The 16,044-nt window shown below is 67.9% G+C and carries 12 protein-coding genes; 4 read left to right on the top strand and 8 right to left on the bottom strand.

What is annotated here, in order from left to right:
• Nucleotides 1-167: 167 nt before the first annotated feature.
• From ACSFB7_RS03045 to ACSFB7_RS03030, 4 genes are all read right to left on the bottom strand, one after another.
• Complete coding sequence (locus tag ACSFB7_RS03045) at nucleotides 168-1,370, bottom strand: serine hydrolase domain-containing protein (RefSeq protein ID WP_435466926.1); 1,203 nt, start codon at nucleotides 1,368-1,370, stop codon at nucleotides 168-170.
• Between the two features lie 42 nt (nucleotides 1,371-1,412).
• A complete protein-coding gene (locus tag ACSFB7_RS03040; RefSeq protein ID WP_435466924.1) occupies nucleotides 1,413-3,374 on the bottom strand; it encodes a reverse transcriptase family protein in 1,962 nt (653 codons plus the stop codon).
• A 285-nt stretch (nucleotides 3,375-3,659) separates the two neighbouring features.
• The gene (locus ACSFB7_RS03035; RefSeq protein ID WP_435466923.1) at nucleotides 3,660-5,369 is read right to left on the bottom strand and encodes an SWIM zinc finger family protein; all 1,710 of its coding nucleotides are present in this window, start codon (nucleotides 5,367-5,369) and stop codon (nucleotides 3,660-3,662) included.
• A complete protein-coding gene (locus ACSFB7_RS03030; protein WP_435466921.1) occupies nucleotides 5,366-8,557 on the bottom strand; it encodes a hypothetical protein in 3,192 nt (1,063 codons plus the stop codon). The genes ACSFB7_RS03035 and ACSFB7_RS03030 overlap by 4 nt, the downstream gene beginning before the upstream one ends.
• Before the next feature lie 135 nt (nucleotides 8,558-8,692).
• Here ACSFB7_RS03030 and ACSFB7_RS03025 point away from each other — a divergent pair, with 135 nt between their 5' ends.
• Nucleotides 8,693-9,790, top strand: a complete 1,098-nt coding sequence (locus ACSFB7_RS03025; RefSeq protein ID WP_435466919.1) for a hypothetical protein — start codon at nucleotides 8,693-8,695, stop codon at nucleotides 9,788-9,790.
• Nucleotides 9,791-9,796: 6 nt separating this feature from the next.
• On the opposite strand, the gene pdxR is transcribed toward ACSFB7_RS03025, so the two are convergent.
• On the bottom strand, nucleotides 9,797-11,227 hold the full coding sequence (gene pdxR / locus ACSFB7_RS03020; protein WP_435466917.1) for a MocR-like pyridoxine biosynthesis transcription factor PdxR: 1,431 nt from the start codon (nucleotides 11,225-11,227) through the stop codon (nucleotides 9,797-9,799).
• 92 nt (nucleotides 11,228-11,319) lie between these two features.
• Here pdxR and ACSFB7_RS03015 point away from each other — a divergent pair, with 92 nt between their 5' ends.
• Complete coding sequence (locus ACSFB7_RS03015) at nucleotides 11,320-12,063, top strand: NAD-dependent epimerase/dehydratase family protein (RefSeq protein ID WP_435466915.1); 744 nt, start codon at nucleotides 11,320-11,322, stop codon at nucleotides 12,061-12,063.
• Entirely contained in the window at nucleotides 12,060-12,587 is a 528-nt protein-coding gene (locus ACSFB7_RS03010; protein ID WP_435466914.1) for a cupin domain-containing protein, read from the top strand. Before ACSFB7_RS03015 ends, ACSFB7_RS03010 begins: the two co-directional genes overlap by 4 nt.
• A gap of 5 nt (nucleotides 12,588-12,592) precedes the next feature.
• Here ACSFB7_RS03010 and argE read toward each other — a convergent pair whose 3' ends face one another.
• Genes argE through ACSFB7_RS02995 form a run of 3 tightly spaced genes read right to left on the bottom strand, consistent with a single transcriptional unit; the run spans nucleotide 12,593 to nucleotide 15,398 of the window.
• Entirely contained in the window at nucleotides 12,593-13,714 is a 1,122-nt protein-coding gene (gene argE, locus ACSFB7_RS03005; RefSeq protein ID WP_435466912.1) for an acetylornithine deacetylase, read from the bottom strand.
• A gap of 19 nt (nucleotides 13,715-13,733) precedes the next feature.
• Nucleotides 13,734-14,675, bottom strand: coding sequence for a DMT family transporter (locus ACSFB7_RS03000; protein ID WP_435466910.1), 942 nt, complete (start codon nucleotides 14,673-14,675; stop codon nucleotides 13,734-13,736).
• Between the two features lie 3 nt (nucleotides 14,676-14,678).
• On the bottom strand, nucleotides 14,679-15,398 hold the full coding sequence (locus ACSFB7_RS02995; RefSeq protein WP_435466908.1) for an alanyl-tRNA editing protein: 720 nt from the start codon (nucleotides 15,396-15,398) through the stop codon (nucleotides 14,679-14,681).
• Between the two features lie 83 nt (nucleotides 15,399-15,481).
• Between ACSFB7_RS02995 and ACSFB7_RS02990 the strand changes: the two genes are divergently transcribed.
• A complete protein-coding gene (locus tag ACSFB7_RS02990) occupies nucleotides 15,482-16,018 on the top strand; it encodes a GrpB family protein (protein WP_435466906.1) in 537 nt (178 codons plus the stop codon).
• Nucleotides 16,019-16,044 lie beyond the last annotated feature (26 nt).

The following is a 16,044-nucleotide window of genomic DNA, read 5'->3' as shown; positions in this document are numbered from 1 at the left end:
CTCAGAGCAGTGGTTGATCAGCGATTCACCAGCAGCGTGCCCATGTGCGAATGACACCAGGTGCTCCCCGCAGCGAAATAAAGGAGGAGCGAAGCGGGGGACATTCGCGGAGGGGAGCACCTGGTGTCATTCGCACCCGCCTCGAATGAACCCGAATCCGAAACCAATCATTTGCACCCGTCGACCACCGCCCGAAACACGTCGATCAACTCCGCCTCGTCCTGCTGCGCACCATAGTCGCTGAGCTTCGCGATGACGGCGTGGTGCCTCGGGTTGACATAGACATACTGGCCGTAGACGCCGATTGCGGTGTAGTCGCCGTTCTTTTCGTAGCCGGGTGGGTGCCACCATTGCGCGGCGTACATCCAGCCCGGCTCTGCTTCGGCCACCGGTGTGGCGATCCGGGCCAACCATGCCGGTGAGATCAGCGTCCGGTCGCCAACCTTGCCATCGGCAAGTACCAACAGGCCGAGCTTGGCGAAATCGCGCGGCGTTGCATTCAGGTTGCCGAACCCTCTTTCAAGTCCGTCGGTGTGATCGAGGTTCCACGTCGCGGCGTCCTGTGCGCCGAGCGGCTGCCACAGGCGATGTTCCAGCACTTTCGCCAAGGGCTCGCCTTCTAAGCGCGCCACGATCATCGACAGGTACTGCGCGTCGATGCTTCGATATTCCGACCGCGCGCCCGGTGCGAATGCGAGCGCGCGATTCTTCATCAGATAGCCGGGGAGATCGGTCGTCAACTGCATGCCGGCGACGCCGGTGAAGGGCTTGTACTCCGAGTAGTCCTCGGCCATGTCGATGCCGCTCTTCATGTCGAGCAGGTCCCTGACCGTGATGTCGTCGAACTTTCCGCCAGCAGCGAATTCCGGAAGCACGGCCACGAGCTTGGTGTCTTCCGACAGCTTGCCCTCGTCGACAAGCTGCCCGATGAGAAGGCTCACGACGGACTTGGCGACAGACCATGAGGACGTGCGAGACGTCTTCTTGTCGGGCGTGCGATACCACTCGTTCACCAGTGTTCCGTGGCACATGACCAGCAGCGCATTCGTCCGGGTCTCCTGCAACACGCTCAGCATGTCCTCGTTCTTGCCTCTCCACGGCACGGTCTTCGGGAGGGCCTGCAGATGCTCGGGAATGGGCCGGGGTTGCGATGAAGCCGCGATCATCCGGGTGTCGTAGAGCACTTCCACCTCGGACCTCGGGGCGAACAGGAATCGGACGAGGAACACCGGGTTTTTCATGCCGATCGCCGCCGTGAGCGCGAAGCCTCCCGCAACGACGAGCAGGACGGCCGTCGCGACGATGAGCCCCGCCTTCCGGCCGCGTCGGCGATGCGGCGTCGGCGTCGATGCTTCGGTTGGAGTGCCCATGTGAACTTCTTGTCGGGTGCGCGGCCGAGCGTGGCCGCCGCGTTACCGGCTCAGGCTGCGCACGATACCCAGAAGGCCCGACGCCGCAATCAGCACGATGATGAAACGCATCCAGCCCGACCGGCGCTGGATGATGTTACCGATCACCACGGCGCCCACCAGCAGCCACACCAAGGGGCTGCGGCCGGTGAAGATCGACGTCAGCACATAGAAGCCCTGCAGGATGATGCTGGCCCAGACGATGAACGGGGATTCGGGGGCACGAGCGGGGGCCGCCGGTTCGACTTGCGGCTGTGCGGCGGCGGCGGCAGGCGCTGCAACCGCACGCGGTGCGGGGGCTGCAGCCGCAGCAGCAGCGGCTGCCTGTGCACGTTCCGCGTCGCGCTTGGCTTTTTTCTCTGCAGCCAGTTGCTCGGCTGTTTTCTCCAGAACGGGCGCGGAGGCTTGCGCTGGTTGCCACCACGCGGGCCAGGGTGCCTGGCCTGCAGCGGCCTGCTTGCGGAATTGCCCCGGTGCCAGATGCCGTTGCGGCTGTTGCCGAGATGCATCCTGCGCCACAGGCATCGTCACCGCGCCGCCCTTGTGCTTGGCCGCCAGCGCGCGAACACGCTGCAGGTAAGGCGCGCCGCGCGCCGCGTCCGTCATCGTGATGAAGTTGGCGTACCCACGCAGCGCGTCGATCACGTCGCTGTTGCCGTTCCACTGCAGGCCCTGCGGGCCATGTCGTTCGGCCTGGTGCAGCACCGCGCGAAAGCGCCGCAGCGTGTCGCGGTCGAGCGAGAGCTTGTCGTTGACGACGATGCCGGTCACGTGCTGCTGCTGGTGCTTGCGCATCACCTGCAGCTTGTCGGGGTGCACCGTGAGGCCTTCGCTGGCCACGATCTGCTTCACGCGCCACAGCAGCTTGCCGGTGTCGCGGCTGTGTTGCGCGTCGGCTGAAAAGCTCAGGTCGTCCGCATAGCGCGTGTAGCGAAAACCCAGCTTGGCCGCGCTCGCGGCAAGCCGCGCATCGAGCCGGCGGCACAGCAGGTTGGTCAGCATCGGGCTGGTAGGGGCGCCTTGCGGCAGCACGCGCTCGCCACGGGCAACGAAGTAGCGCTGGCCGTCGAGGTGCACTTCGTCGGTCGGCGCTTCGGTGCAGACCAGCGCCAGCAGGCTCGCGACCTGCGACGAATAGCCGAGCTGGCGGAACACGCCGCGCACGCGACGCATGCCGATGGAGGGAAAGAAGTCTTTCAGGTCGAGGTTGATCACCACGTCCTGCCCCACGTGCGGCGCCGCGTTCGTGAGGATCGAGCGGCCCGGCAGAAAACCGTGCACCGCCTCGTGCACCGGCATCTTCGCCAGGATGTTGTCGAGCACCCAGTACTGCGCGCGCTTCAGGCGCGGCATCGGCGCCGAAATGTGGCGTTCGCCACCGCTCTTCTTGGCGATGGTGAAGCGTTGGTAGTGGCTCACGCTCGCCACCTCGCGGTGCCAGGCCAGAAAGCGCAGCTCGCCCAGGTCGATGCCCATTGCGGTGGCGAGATCGCCCGCGTGGTTCAGCGCGGGCAGGGCATTGCGGGCCAGCGCCTGGCTGTCGCTCTGCGCTTCGTTCAGGCCGCCCGAGACGCCATCGCCCACGTAGAGCAGTTCGCGCTGGTGCCGTTCGTGCCATGCAAGGGCGCGGGCGTGGCGGCCTTGCGCCAGACGCTGGCGGGTTTCCTCGCGGCGTTCGCGGGCCTTGGCCATGCGCTCCTTGCGCATCATCTTCAGGGCCTTGTCGCGGTCGGAGATGCCGCGCAGTTCTTCGCCGAGCTTGCCCAGCGCGGTCTGCAGTTCGCTTTCGCGGCGGATGAGTTGCGACTCGACCGTGGGCTGCGCCGTGTCCTGCGGCCAGAAGCCCAGGCGCTGCATTTCCTCGAGGATGACTTCCTGCTTGGAGCTGCCGCGCAGGCGCTCGTAGAGCTGCTCGCGTGTCAGCGCCGAATCGGGAACGGAAGAAGAAGAGGCGGGAGGCTGCATGGTCTTGGCGTGACGCCATCGGCCGATGCACTGCTGAAGAAGAAAAATTGCGAACGGGGCGGGAATCTCGTCGAAGAGCCTCGGGACTGGAGGGCTCCACTCGACGCCGTAGGTGCACGGTGGCGCCGATGAGCTTCGAGGAAGCCGCACTGTCATCGCGCCACCGTGCACCTACGGCACAGTGAAGAGACGTCCAGTGACGCTTGGGAAGTGCTGTGTGCGAGGGTGGCGATACGCCACCCGGATTGCAAGAGCCTTCCCGCTCCGTTCGCAAAAAGCAGTGTATCAGTCGATGCGTGCGGTCCTTTCCGGATCAGTCGTCTGTGTGGGAGTGTTCGAGAGCGCGGCAGTCAGCGCCGGCGCGGCCGACAGGCGCAGCGCGAGCATGTGCTCGCACGGCCCCTGGCGCATGTGGTGGCGAAAGAAGTGATCGCACTGGCAGTCGCCGTTGTCGACGCGATGCTCGGCATTGAGCTGCAGGCTCACGAGGTATTCGCGCTGGCCGGTCGCGCCCTTGCACTTGCCGCTCAGCGTCAGGGCGCCGTCGGGCCGCGTCTGCGTCTTCACATTGCTGACGCGGCGTGCCTTCACCAGTTCGGCCGCGGCTTCTTCCTGCGGGCTCGAATAGCGCAGCTTGTCCATGGGCAGCGGCTCGCGGCTCAACTCGCGCAGCCGCCACACGCCGTGCGCCAGGTCGTACACCACGCGGCCGGCCTGCACATAGCTGCCGAGCGCCGCATCCACGGTCAGGCTCGACAGGCCGGTGGCCGCGGCCAGCTCGGCGGTGGTGGCGCGCCAGCGTTCGCCGAGCGCCGCGAACACGCGCAGCAGGCTGTCCTGGTCGACCGTGTGGCGCGGCTGCAGCAGCTCGAAGTGGCCGTTGCTCGCCCAGTCGTTGGCGGTCCAGCCCGACAGGCCGAGCGTGAACTCCATGCCCGGCAACTGCGCGACCCAGAAGCTGGGCATGCCGGTGCCCAGCAGGTGCACCGTGAAGCCCTGCGCCACCGGCACCAGCCGCTCCAGTTGCAGCAGGCGGCGCCGGCCCCAGACGCGGATGTCGATGTCCGACGTGGCGCTGTGCGTCGAGCGCGGGCACACCAGCTCATGCCCCCAGGGCTCGAACAGAATGCGCACCGGCTGCCCCGGCCGCAGGATGAATCGCAGCGAGCGCGGCCCCACGCGTTCCTTGCGACGGCGCAGCACCAGGCAGATGTTGTGGATGTCCATCGGATGCAGTTGCAGCCGCTGCGCCGGCAGCAGCATCGCGCTGCTGACCTGCAGGAAGCCGCGCACCCAGCTGTCGGGCACGTCGATCTTCGGTTCGTGAAAGGCCGGGTCGTTGCCGCTTTGCACCTGGAAGCCGCCGGGGTCGATGGCCAGTCGCGTGGACTTGTAGTCGCGGATCTTCTGGAACTCGTCGTAGAGCGTCTCGGAATAGTCGACGTTGGTGGTGCCGAAGGCGTGGTCGCTCACGCGGTCGAAGATTTCGTGACTGCACGAGAACATGCCGTAGCTCGACTCGTCCTGGCTGAAGCACTCGAAGAACACGCGGTCGGGGTGCACCGTGATCACCGGATCGAGCACGAACCAGGCTTCGCGGTTGACCTTGTAGATGTGGTCGAAGTAGCGCTTCTGCGCACCCATGAAGGGCTTGAGCACTTCCTGCTTGCGCTTGCGCAGTTCGTCCAGCTCGGTGCGGATCGGCGCCATCTGCGCCTTCAGTTCGTCGCTGCGCGCCATGTACTGCGCGAGCAGGTCGCCTTCCTGCCCGGCCAGCCATTCGAGGTACGCGCTCTTGTCGCGCGGCTGGAAGCGCAGGTCGCCCACCACCACGTCGTGCAGCGCGGACATGCCTTCGCGAAACGGCAGGTGGCGATTGACCTCGGCCACGAAATGAACCGGCGCGCGCAGCGTGTCGGGCGCGAACTGCAGCGCCGTGCTGCTGGCCGTGTGCTGCACGCCCGAGTGGCCGAAATAACGGTACTGGAACCTCATGCGGCGGGCCCTCCCGACGACAAGGTGGGCAGGGCAGGCAAGGCGCGGCGTGGCGCGATGCTGCGCACGGGCGTGGTCTGCAAGGGGTTGTCGAGTGCGGGAAACAACGCCTGGATGCTGCACAGCCCGGCCACGTACTGGGCGCGCTCGGTGATGGCGCCGGTCACGGCCTGCCGGGCGAACACGCGCGCGACGATGCGTGCGATGTCTTCCGAATGCGCTGCCTGTGCGGCCAGGAACTGCATGACCCGCGCCTTCGCCAGCCGGCCGCGGTTGGCCTGCGACAGCACGCTGAGAAAGTACGGCTCCAGCCGCGCCAGCACGTCGGCCTTCTGGCTCGCCGCGGAGGCCAGCCAGTTGGTGACGAACAACTGCATGCCGGGCGACGGGTGCTGGCTCAGTTGCAGCATGTAGGTGGTGACGTCGGTCACGTCGAAATGAGTGGTGAGCAGTTCGCGGCCCAGGCGCTGGGCGCCCGCGTCCTTGTGGTCGCACAGGCGCACCAGCAGCGGCGGCGTCCATTCGGTGGCGCTGCCGTTTGTGCCGAACCAGGTGCGGGCCCATTCGCGCGCATCGTCCCAGCGGCTGTCGAAGATGCGCAGCGCATCGCCGAGCTGGGCCAGCGTGCGCTGCGGACGGGCTGCCAGTTGGTCCATGGCCCAGCGGCGCGCGGCGGCGGTGTCGACCAGGCCAAGGCTCGCGGTCTGCAGCACGTCGAAGCTGTCGGGCGCCTGCTGCGGCAGCAGCCAGCCGCCCAGCCGCTGCGCGCCCTTGCTGCGCGCTTCGAGCAACCGCAGCGTGACGGCAGGCTCACCGGCGCGGGTGTGGTCGGCCAGCGGGCCGCACAGCCATTGCAGCAGGAAGTCGAAAACGCCTTCCGCCGATTCGGCACGGAACAGCTCGTCGCGCAGCAGCGGCATCAGCGCGGCGCCAAAGGCCGGATGCTGCGGCAGCAACTGCGCGAGCTTGGGTGCCACGGCGTTGCGCACGCTGGGCATCGGGCTGCTGCAGAAGGCCGCGAACAGTTCAGGCTGGCTGACCAGCGTGGCGTCGGGCAGGGCGGTGAAAAGGCGCACACCGGCGCCGCGCAGACGCGCGTCGTCGGACTGAAGCAGCCGCGTGAGCACCTCCAGCGGCAAGCCCTGCACCGAGGCCGGATGCAGCAGCAGCCATTCGGCGGCGGTGGCGACCACGTCGGCGCTGGCATGGTCGAACAGCGCGAGCAGCTGCGGCAGCGGGGCCTTGGCCGCGGCATCGCGCAGCAGGCCTTGCAGCGCCCATTGCAGGTTCTCGCAGATGGCGTCGAGTTCCGCTTGTGCGGCATCGCAGGCCGACAGCCACGCCAGCAGTTCGACGCACAGCGCGTCGAGCGTCGAGAGGTTCGGTGCGGCGGCCTGCAGCAGCAGGCGCGATGCGCGGCGCACTTCGGCATCGGCGGAAGTCAGCATCATCCGCAGCAGTTCGACCTGCTGGCTGTACAGGCCCGGGTCTTGCGCGATGCATTCGAGCGCATAGGTGCGCGCTTCAGCCAGCGGCGAGCCCAGCAGCGCGGGCAGCCAGGGCAGGGCAGGCGTGCCGGCCGTGATGCGCTGGCGCGCGATGACGAGCGCGAAGCGTGCGGTGTCGGCCCAGGTACTGGCCAGCAGGTGCCAGACCGTGGGCACCTCCAGCGCTTCGCAGAAGGGCTTGTTGTCTTGCAGCGCGAGTGCGGCAAAAGCGTGGACCGCCGCGCAACGGCCTTGCTGCATCAGTTGCAGCAGGGCTTGTGGGTGGCGGTCCCAGCGCTCGGGCCAGGCTTCGGTGCGGCGGGTGCGCTGCTCGGGCAGCGGCGTGCTGCGGCGCCACTGAAGGCCATCGCGCTGGGCTTCCCATTCGGCGTCGTGGCGGTGCAGCAGTTGCATCAGCACCAGCCAGCGGCTGTAGGGGCCGGTGTACCAACTGCGGGGTTCCTCGGTCCAGCGCGATTCGCGTTGCTCGCCGGGCGCGCCGGCGTCGGCATCGTCGGCGGCGAGCAGCACGCCCATCGCCAGCTTCAACCAGTCGGGTTCGTCGGCCGCGCCGGTCAATGCCAGCCGGCGCAGGCTGCGCCATGTGCGGCGGCGAAGGTAGTCGCGCGTGCGATGGCTGTAGGCGAGCCGGCTGTCGGGGCGCACGATTTCCTTGGCGATCTCCACATAGCGGCCGTTGGCCTGCGCCCATCGGCCGCCGGAGCGGAACGCGGCGCGTTGTGTTTCAAGGCGCTGGTGCAGCAGGCCCAGCAGCGTGTAGTCGCCGGCGAACTCCGCGCCTTTGTAGAGCCGGCGCCATGCGCGGAAGGTTCGCGCGGCCAGTGGCAGGGAGTGGGAAATTTCGAGCACGGCGGTGCGTGCCGGCCCGTTTGCAGTGGGGCCTTCGAGCAGCGACAGCTCGAACAACTGTTCGATCCAGTTGTCGTACTTCAATCCGTTCCAGTGCGCGGGGTCTGCCAGCAACTGCTGGACCAGCGGCAGGGCCTGTTCGGCCGGCGCCGCCTGCAAACCGGTCCATGCACGGCGCAACGAAGCAGGCCAGTCGTCGACGATGCGGGAGCTTTCCGTCGCGCGTTGTTCTTCAGGCCAGAGGTTCAGCGCCGCCCAGCGTGCCGCGCGTTCGACCATCGGCGTGCGCGCACGTTGCGAGAGTTCGCGCATCGCCTCGAAGGCGCCGGCATCGCCGCAGCGGCCGATGGCCCATGCGATGCAGTAGTCGAGCAGCGGTTCACCGGTCTCGATGCATTCGATGAGCCGGGGCACGGCATCGGCCAGCCGGCGTTCGCCGATGCGCCACACCACGCGGCTCTGGCGCACGGGCGGCAACACGCGCCAGGCGTCGGGATGGATGCTGGCCAGCAGCACCGCATCGCCCGGATGAGGGGTTGCCGAAGAAACAGCCGGTACTGGCGCAAGAGGAAGAACACTGCCTTCGATGGCGTAGCCCTGCGCGATCTGCGCCGCCACGGCCTGCTCGAACGCGGCATTGGCGGCCTCCAGCGGCAGCGGTGACGGCGTGTAGACCGTTTCCTTCCATTGCACGCCGTCGCGGCTCGTGCTCACGTGCACCACGTGGCCCGGCGCTTGCGGCAGGGCGAACAGTTCCACGGTGCTGAAGCCGATGGGGCCTTGCGCGCCCGGCTTCGTGCGGATCAATTTCTCGGAGCGAATGCGCTTCACGCGGAGGCCTCCCTGCCTTCGGTTGGATCTTGTTCGTGCTTGTTGCCGCTGCGCATCTTAGCGGGCGCGTGCGTCGAACGGGGCGTGTGTAGCATCGCGGCCTGCAGGCAGATCCGCAACGAGGCAGACACCCACATGGCGACCACGGAACATCTCCCCCAATCGAGCTTTCTCTACTTCACGGGCCAGGGCTCGGACAAGGTCTACCAGGTGCATCTGCGCCCCAAGGACGAGGGCTGGGTTGTCGACTACGGCAACGGCCGCCGTGGCGGCACGCTCGCCACGGGCACCAAGACCAGCAGCCCCGTTGCCTTCGAGGCTGCATTGAAGATCTACGACAAGGTCGTGAAGGAAAAGACGACTAAAGGCTACACGCCGGATCAATCAGGCGCGCTCTACACCGCGACGGATCTGGCCGGCCGCATGAGCGGCGAGCTGCCGCAACTGCCCACGCTGATCCTCGAAGAACAGGCCGCGCGCTACTTCGACGATGCGGGTTGGGGCCTGCAGGAAAAGGCCGATGGCGAAAACCGCATCCTGCTGATCGAAGGCGAGGCGGTGCGCGGTACCAACCGGCGCGGCCTGTTCGTCGATATTCCGCAGGCATGGGTCGGCACGTCCGACGTGCCGGCGGGCCGCACCGTGATTCCGGGCGAGCATGTGGGCGATGTCTTCAAGGCCTTCGACCTGCTCGAACTCGATGGGCAAGACTTGCGTGCCGCGCCTTTCATCGAGCGCTTCGGGCACCTGCAGAAGATCGCCGGGCTCGTGCCGTGGATGGTGGTGCTCGATCTGGAACTCACGGCCGAAGGCAAGCGCGCCCGCGCCGCGGCACTGCTGGCCGCGCACGGCGAAGGCTACGTGCTCAAGGCGCTCGCCGCGCCGTTCAGCGCGGGGCGCAGCACCACCAGCCTGAAGTTCAAGTTCAACCACAGCGCGACCTGCGAAGTGATCCGCGTCAACGCGCAGCGCTCGGTGGCCGTGGGCCTGCGCGACGAAGCCGGTGCGATGGTCGACCTGGGCAACGTGACGGTGCCGCCCAACGAAGCGCTGCCGCCGGTGGGCACGCTGGTCGAGGTGCGCTATCTGTATCGCTATGCGGGCGGCAAGTTCGAGCAGCCGGTCTACAAGGGCCAGCGGCCCGACATGACATCGGCGGATGCCGTGCTCTCGCAGGTCACGCGCATCAAGGACCGGAGCGCGGCAGGAGAAGCAGAAGACGACGGGGCCTGAGGCCCGTCAAGCCAGCGCCGCGCGCAGCCTGGTCGCCAACTGCTGCGCCTGCGCGCTGGAAGCCACGTTGGTGAAGCCCATCAGCAGCCCTTCGCCGCAAACCCCAGCGGTGCCGCGTTCCGACAGCGGCTGGCAATTCAGCCCGGCCTTTTGCGCGCGCGCGGCCAGTTCCATGTCGCTCTCGCTGCGTCCATCGAAGCGCGCGATCAAATGCATGCCGCCGTTCTGCAGGTCGATGCGCACCGCATCGCCGAAAGCCTTCAGCAATGCGGCCACCAGCATGGCCCGGCGCCGCGCGTAGAGCAGCCGCATCTTCTTCAGGTGGCGCGAGAAATGGCCTTCGCGCAGGAAGTCGGCGGCAACCGCCTGCGTGATCTGCGGGCATCCGTTCGACCATGTTCGCGCAGCCTCTTCAAAGCGCGCGCGCAACGATTCGGGCACGACCAGGTAGCCCAACGACAAGCCCGGATAGAGCACCTTCGAGAAGCTGCCCGCATACAGCACGCGGTCTTGCCCGTCGAGGCTCTTGAGCGCCGGCAGCGGCGAGCCGGCGTAGCGGTACTCGCCGTCGTAGTCGTCCTCGACGATCCACGCATTCGCCCGCGAGGCCCATTCGAGCAACTGCAGCCGGCGCGCCAGCGTCATCGACACGCCGAGCGGCGCCTGGTGCGACGGCGTGACGATCGCCATGCGGGCCTTCGGCGCCCGGCGCAAGCCGCGCGCGACGACCATGCCTTCGTCGTCCACCGGCACGCGCACCGCGCGATGGCCGGCGGCGTGCAGCACATCCTGCGTCGGCGGAAAGCCCGGGTCTTCAATCCACACGCGGTCGTCCTTCTTCAGCAGCGTGCGAGAGACGAGCGCGAGCGACGCGCGATACCCGCCCGTCACGAACACCTGCGAGGGATGGCACGACACGCCGCGCGACACCAGCAGGTAGGCGGCGATGGCCTCGCGCAACGGCGGGTGGCCGGCCGGCTCGCCATAGAACATGTCGGCGGCGGCGGTGGCCCGAACGCGACGGGCTGCCAGGCGGGCCCACAGCTTGCGCGGAAAGGCATCGAGCGCCGGAATGCCGAGCTGCAAGGGCAGCGGCGCGGCTGCTGGCGCGAGCGCATCCGTGGGTGAATCAGCACGCCGTGGCCCGCGCCGTGCAGGCCGATGCTGCGGCAGCGAAGGCGACACCACCGTGCCCGCCTGTCCCCGCGACAGCAGATAGCCTTCGCCCGCCAACTGGTTGTAGGCCGCCTCGACGGTCCCACGGGCCACGCCCAGTTCGCTGGCCAGGCTGCGCGCCGACGCCACGCGGTCGCCCGGGTGCAGCGTGCCTTGTTCGATGGCGCTCCTGAAGCGCTCGTAGACCTGCCGGGACAGCGGTGTCTGCCTTGCGCGGTCCAGCTTCGGAATGCCGTCGGTCGATTTCTTCTTGCTCGTCATGGCCCAGTCATTTGATCGAATCTTGGATCTTTCTGATGGTGCATCGTAGACCTAAGCTTGCTTCCATGAACAGCCTGGAAGAAGGACATGCAATGAGCGAGAAGATATTCGTGGCCGGTGCCACCGGCGCGGTGGGGTCGGTGCTGGTCGCGCTGCTGGTCGAGGCGGGCTACACCGTCTACGGCAGCACGCGGCGCGCCGACCGCGCCGGCGCACTGGAAGCGAAGGGCGCGCACGCGGTCGTTGTCGATGTATTCGATGCGGCGGCGCTGGAGGCTGCGCTCAAGCGCATCGCGCCCTGGGGCGTGATCCACCAGCTCACTGATCTGCCGAAGGACCTCGACCCGAAGCTGATGGCCGAGGCCGTGGTTCGCAATGCGCGACTGCGCATCGAGGGCACGCGCAATCTCGTGGCTGCGGCACAGGCTGCGGGTGCGCGGCGGCTGGTCGCGCAGAGCATCGCGTGGGTCTATGCCCCGGGGCCCGGGCCTTTCACCGAAGACATGCCGCTCGACCATGACCCGGAAAGCCCGCGTCGCCTCAATGCCGATGCCGTGGCCTCGCTGGAGCGCAGCGTGCTGGGCGCGCAGGGCATGACGGGCACCGTGCTGCGCTACGGCCAGCTTTACGGGCCGGGCACGTCGACGGCCGTGTCGAAGGGCGCGATCCCGGTGCATGTGGAGGCGGCCGCCCAGGCGGCGTTGCTGGCGCTGCGGCACCCGCCGGGCGGCATCTTCAACATCACCGAAGACAACGCCGAGGTCAGCAGCGAGAAGGCGAAGCGCGAACTCGGCTGGAACGCGGCGTGGCGTCTGCCGCAAGGAGCCGCGCGATGAACGCCACGCCGTTTGCGCGCCGCCACGCGGCCCCCGTGTTCGCCTTGCTGGCCGTGGCCGCCGCAGGCTGGGCGCTGATGCCGCATGCAGGCAAGCAGTCGGCGGTGCAATGGATCGACGACGTGTGCAGTGCGGTGAGCCGGCCGATGTTCGCATCGCCCCCGGTGCCGGCCGGCTCCGGCGCGGCGGCGCGGCCATCGGTCTCGGTCAAGGTGCTGTCGTGCGAATCGCTGCCGCATGTGCCCGGCAAATCGGTGACCACGGCCATCGTCGACTTTCCGCCGCTGGCTTACTCGGGGGCCCACAGGCACCCCGGCTCGGTGACTGTCCTCATGCTCGAAGGCATGGTGCGCTCGCAACTGGCCGGTGGCCCCGCGGGCGACTACAAGACGGGCGAGACCTTCTTCGAGCCGCCGGGCACGCTGCATCTGTTTGCCGAGAACCCCGACCCGGTGCGGCACGCGAAGCTGGTGTCGGTGTTCGTGACCGACGAGAACTGCGGGCCGCTGGTGCTGCCGCCCTGAGGCGCTCAGGTCGCTGCCGCGCCGTCCGGCCCGCTCGCCCATGTACCGACGCCGCGCAGGAACCGGTCTACAGCGTCGAGTTCGCTGGCGGCGATCCACTCATCGGGCTGATGGGCCTGTGCAATCGAGCCCGGCCCGCAGACCAGTGCGGGAATGCCGGCCTGCTGGAAGAAGCCCGCCTCGGTGCCGAACGGAAGCTCGCCCGGTGGCCAGAGCGCACCCAGCGTGCGGGCGATGTTCGCGGCCAGTTCGTCGTCGCTGGCCGCGAGCGCCGGCACGCCGGCGAGCTGGGCTGTCTCGACCGTCACGTCGGGCGGCACCGCAGCCAGCATCCGTTCGATCTCGCGCCGGACGCGCCGTGTGCCGGCCTCGTTCGTGGGGCGGAACTCCCACAGCACCTCGCAGCACCCGGGGACGATGTTGATGGCCGTTCCGCCATCGACGCGGCCCACGTTGAACGTGGTGTGCTGGCCGCGTGTGGCGAGCGTGCGGCCGAGGTCGCCCAGCCGTGCGATCAGCAAGGCCGCAGGCTCGATCGCGCTGATGCCCAGCGCCGGATCGCCGGAGTGCGCGGGCCGCCCCCGAAAGGTGGTCCTGTGGCCGTAGAAGCCGCGATGGGCCAGGCCGATGCGCATCTGCGTCGGCTCGCCGATGACGGCCAGCGCGGGCATCGGGATGTGCGCGCGCATGTCGGCGATGAGGCGGGGAACGCCGAGGCATCCGACTTCCTCGTCGTAAGACAGCGCGATGTGAATGGGCCGCTTCAGCGCCAGTCCGCACCAGACGGGCACTGCGCAAAGGCAGGCGGCGATGAAGCCCTTCATGTCGGCTGCCCCCCGCCCGTGAAAGCGCCCATCGCGTTCGGTCAGCGTGAAGGGATCGGAGTGCCAGTCCTGCCCGTCGACCGGCACCACGTCGGTATGGCCGGACAGCACGATGCCGCCCGACACCTGCGGGCCGATGGTCGCGAGCAGATTGGCCTTGGCACCGTCGTCGCTGTGCACCAGCCGGGCTTCGATGCCGTGTGCTCGCAGGTAGCCGGCCACCCAGCGGATCAGCTCGAGGTTCGAGCGGTGCGAGGTCGTGTCGAAGGCGACCAGCGTGCGCAGGAGTTCGACCGTGTCCATGCGCGGGCAACCGATGCGCTCAGGGCCGCGACGGCCCGGGCGCGGGCACCGCCCGTTCGCCCAGCCGCAGCGTCGTGACCAGAAAGCCGAGCAGGATCAGCGCGATGCCCACCACATGGAAGCTGCGCACCGCTTCGTGCAGCACAACGAAGGCCAGCAGCGCGGTGAACAGCGCAACGAGGTGGAACGACACGCCGGTCACCGTCGCTCCCAGCATCGCGACGCAGCGGTTCCAGAGGATGAACGCGAACAGGGATGCGAAGAGCCCGATGTAGACGACGGCCCCGACCGAGGCCATGTCCGTGGGAATGTGCGCGCCGCGCGCCAGCTCGAAGACCCAGAACGGCATCAGCACCAGCAGCCCCGCCGCCATGGTCGCGGCCAGGAACACCAGCGGGCTCAGCGCGGCCGGCTTGCGCCGCAGCAGCACCGAGTACACGGCGTAGTTGAAGACGGCCAGCAGCACGAGCAGTTCGCCGCCGCCCAGCCGCAGCGCCAGCAGGCTGGCGAGATCGCCGCGCGCCACGATCCAGCTCACGCCGGCGAACGAGATCGCGATGCCCGCGAGCGCCTTCCATGTGATGCGTTCGACGCCGAGCACCAGCGCGGCCAGCGGCACCATGAGCGGCAGCGTCGAGTTGAGAAACGCCACGCTCGCGGCCGGAACCGTTTGCAGCGCCAGATACCCCAGCGCGTTGTAGCCGGCGATGCCGAAGGCGCCGCAGGCCGCAATGAGCAGCCAGTGCCGCTTGAGAACTTCCCGCTCTTGCCAGGCCTGCAGCCAGACAAAGGGCGCGAGCGCCACCAGCGCCACCACCCAGCGGCCGACCGCGAGCGACACCGGCGGAAACACCGGCCCGAGGGCGCGGCCCAGCACGAGGTTGCCGGCCCAGAAGGCGGGCGGCACCCACAGCAGCCAGACGGGGTTCGCCCAGAGGGTTTGGAGCAGGGTCTTGCGCATCGCCTACACGCCTTGCAGCCCGATGCGCATGCGTCGGTTGTAGCGGCCCTTGTTCTCGATCTTGAGGATCTTCACCGGCCGGGACGCACCCGTCGAGGCCAGGTGCGTTCCGCCGCAGGCCTGCCGGTCGAGGCCCACGATCTCGATGATGCGGATGAGGCCTTCGGACGACGGCGGCGGTGTCACCGAGCGCGAGCGCAGCAGGCCTTTTTCTGCGTGCGCGGCCGTCAGGGACAGGTGGTGCGCCTGCACCGCCAGGTCTTGCGCGATCACGTCGTTCAGTTCGGGCTCCAGCGCCCGAAGGCGGTCGTTGTCCGCATCGGGCAGGTCGAAGTCGATGCGGGCCGTGCCGTCCGCGTTCATCTGCACGCCGGTGACCAGTGCGCCGTCGAAGTCCCTGAAGACAAGCGCGTTCAACACATGCAGGTCGGTGTGAAGCTCCCGCATGAGCTGCCGGAACCGCGGATCGACTTCGGCCTGAACTTCGCCCGTGACCTCGATGCCTTCAGGAAGCAGGGCCCAGATGGCGCCGCCTTCTTCGCTGAACCCGGTGACCGATGCCTCGCCACCGTGCCACCTGACGATGCCCTGGTCCGGCAGTTGCCCGCCGCCCCCGGGATAGAACGGATGCTGAGAAAGAAGAACGGCGCCGGGCCGTGTCCTGAGAACGGTGGCGTCGAGCCGCAGGGTGTCGGGATGGTCCTGGCAGAAGAGTCGTGTCATGGGTTGCCTTGCTGATGGGGGCCAGCTTGGCAGGACGACGCGCGATGCTATTGGTCAGAATTGACGATGAAGATGGAGGCCACATGAAGATCGACACCTTTGACGAGAGCCTGTCGCAGCGCAACATCCTGCCGTACGACCCCGCGTACGCCGATGTGTTCGCGCAGGTGCGGCAATATGTTCAGGAGCGCCTGGCAGGCGTGGAACTCGTGCACATCGGCAGCACGGCCATTCGCGGCCTGCGCGGAAAACCCATGGTGGACATTGCCGCCATCACGGGCAGGCAAGACCTGCGCGCCGAGCAAGCCGAGTTCGAGGCGCTGGGGTTTCACCGGCGTGCCGTGTGGGTCGACAAGGACGAGAAGCCCTATGTCTGCGGATGCGTTCAGCACGACGGGCGCGGGTTCAACATCAACATCCACATCTGCCATCGGGGTGACCCGGTGCACACAGACTCCCTGGCGTTCATGGAAATTCTCGAACGACGGCCTGACCTGCGCAGGAAGTACGAGGAAGCCAAGGACCGTGCGCACACCATCGATCCGGTGAATCCGGAGGTCTACAACCGGGAGAAGGACGCGATGATCAAGGAGATACACGCGCAGATCGGATCGGCCTGACGTTCTTCGTTGATGCCTGCTTGTGC

Source organism: Variovorax raffinosi (assembly GCF_051216615.1).
Taxonomy (GTDB): domain Bacteria; phylum Pseudomonadota; class Gammaproteobacteria; order Burkholderiales; family Burkholderiaceae_C; genus Variovorax.
Note: the sequence above shows the minus strand (reverse complement) of the source record. Positions and strands in the feature narration are given on the sequence as shown.

What these genes read in the sequence shown, in the direction of transcription:
- ACSFB7_RS03025 (WP_435466919.1), top strand. Translation starts at nt 8,693, where the DNA reads ATGGCGACCACGGAACATCTCCCCCAATCGAGCTTTCTCTACTTCACG.
- ACSFB7_RS03040 (WP_435466924.1), bottom strand. Translation starts at nt 3,374, where the DNA reads ATGCAGCCTCCCGCCTCTTCTTCTTCCGTTCCCGATTCGGCGCTGACA.
- ACSFB7_RS03000 (WP_435466910.1), bottom strand. Translation starts at nt 14,675, where the DNA reads ATGCGCAAGACCCTGCTCCAAACCCTCTGGGCGAACCCCGTCTGGCTG.
- argE (WP_435466912.1), bottom strand. Translation starts at nt 13,714, where the DNA reads ATGGACACGGTCGAACTCCTGCGCACGCTGGTCGCCTTCGACACGACC.
- ACSFB7_RS02995 (WP_435466908.1), bottom strand. Translation starts at nt 15,398, where the DNA reads ATGACACGACTCTTCTGCCAGGACCATCCCGACACCCTGCGGCTCGAC.
- pdxR (WP_435466917.1), bottom strand. Translation starts at nt 11,227, where the DNA reads ATGACGAGCAAGAAGAAATCGACCGACGGCATTCCGAAGCTGGACCGC.
- ACSFB7_RS03045 (WP_435466926.1), bottom strand. Translation starts at nt 1,370, where the DNA reads ATGGGCACTCCAACCGAAGCATCGACGCCGACGCCGCATCGCCGACGC.
- ACSFB7_RS02990 (WP_435466906.1), top strand. Translation starts at nt 15,482, where the DNA reads ATGAAGATCGACACCTTTGACGAGAGCCTGTCGCAGCGCAACATCCTG.
- ACSFB7_RS03010 (WP_435466914.1), top strand. Translation starts at nt 12,060, where the DNA reads ATGAACGCCACGCCGTTTGCGCGCCGCCACGCGGCCCCCGTGTTCGCC.
- ACSFB7_RS03015 (WP_435466915.1), top strand. Translation starts at nt 11,320, where the DNA reads ATGAGCGAGAAGATATTCGTGGCCGGTGCCACCGGCGCGGTGGGGTCG.
- ACSFB7_RS03035 (WP_435466923.1), bottom strand. Translation starts at nt 5,369, where the DNA reads ATGAGGTTCCAGTACCGTTATTTCGGCCACTCGGGCGTGCAGCACACG.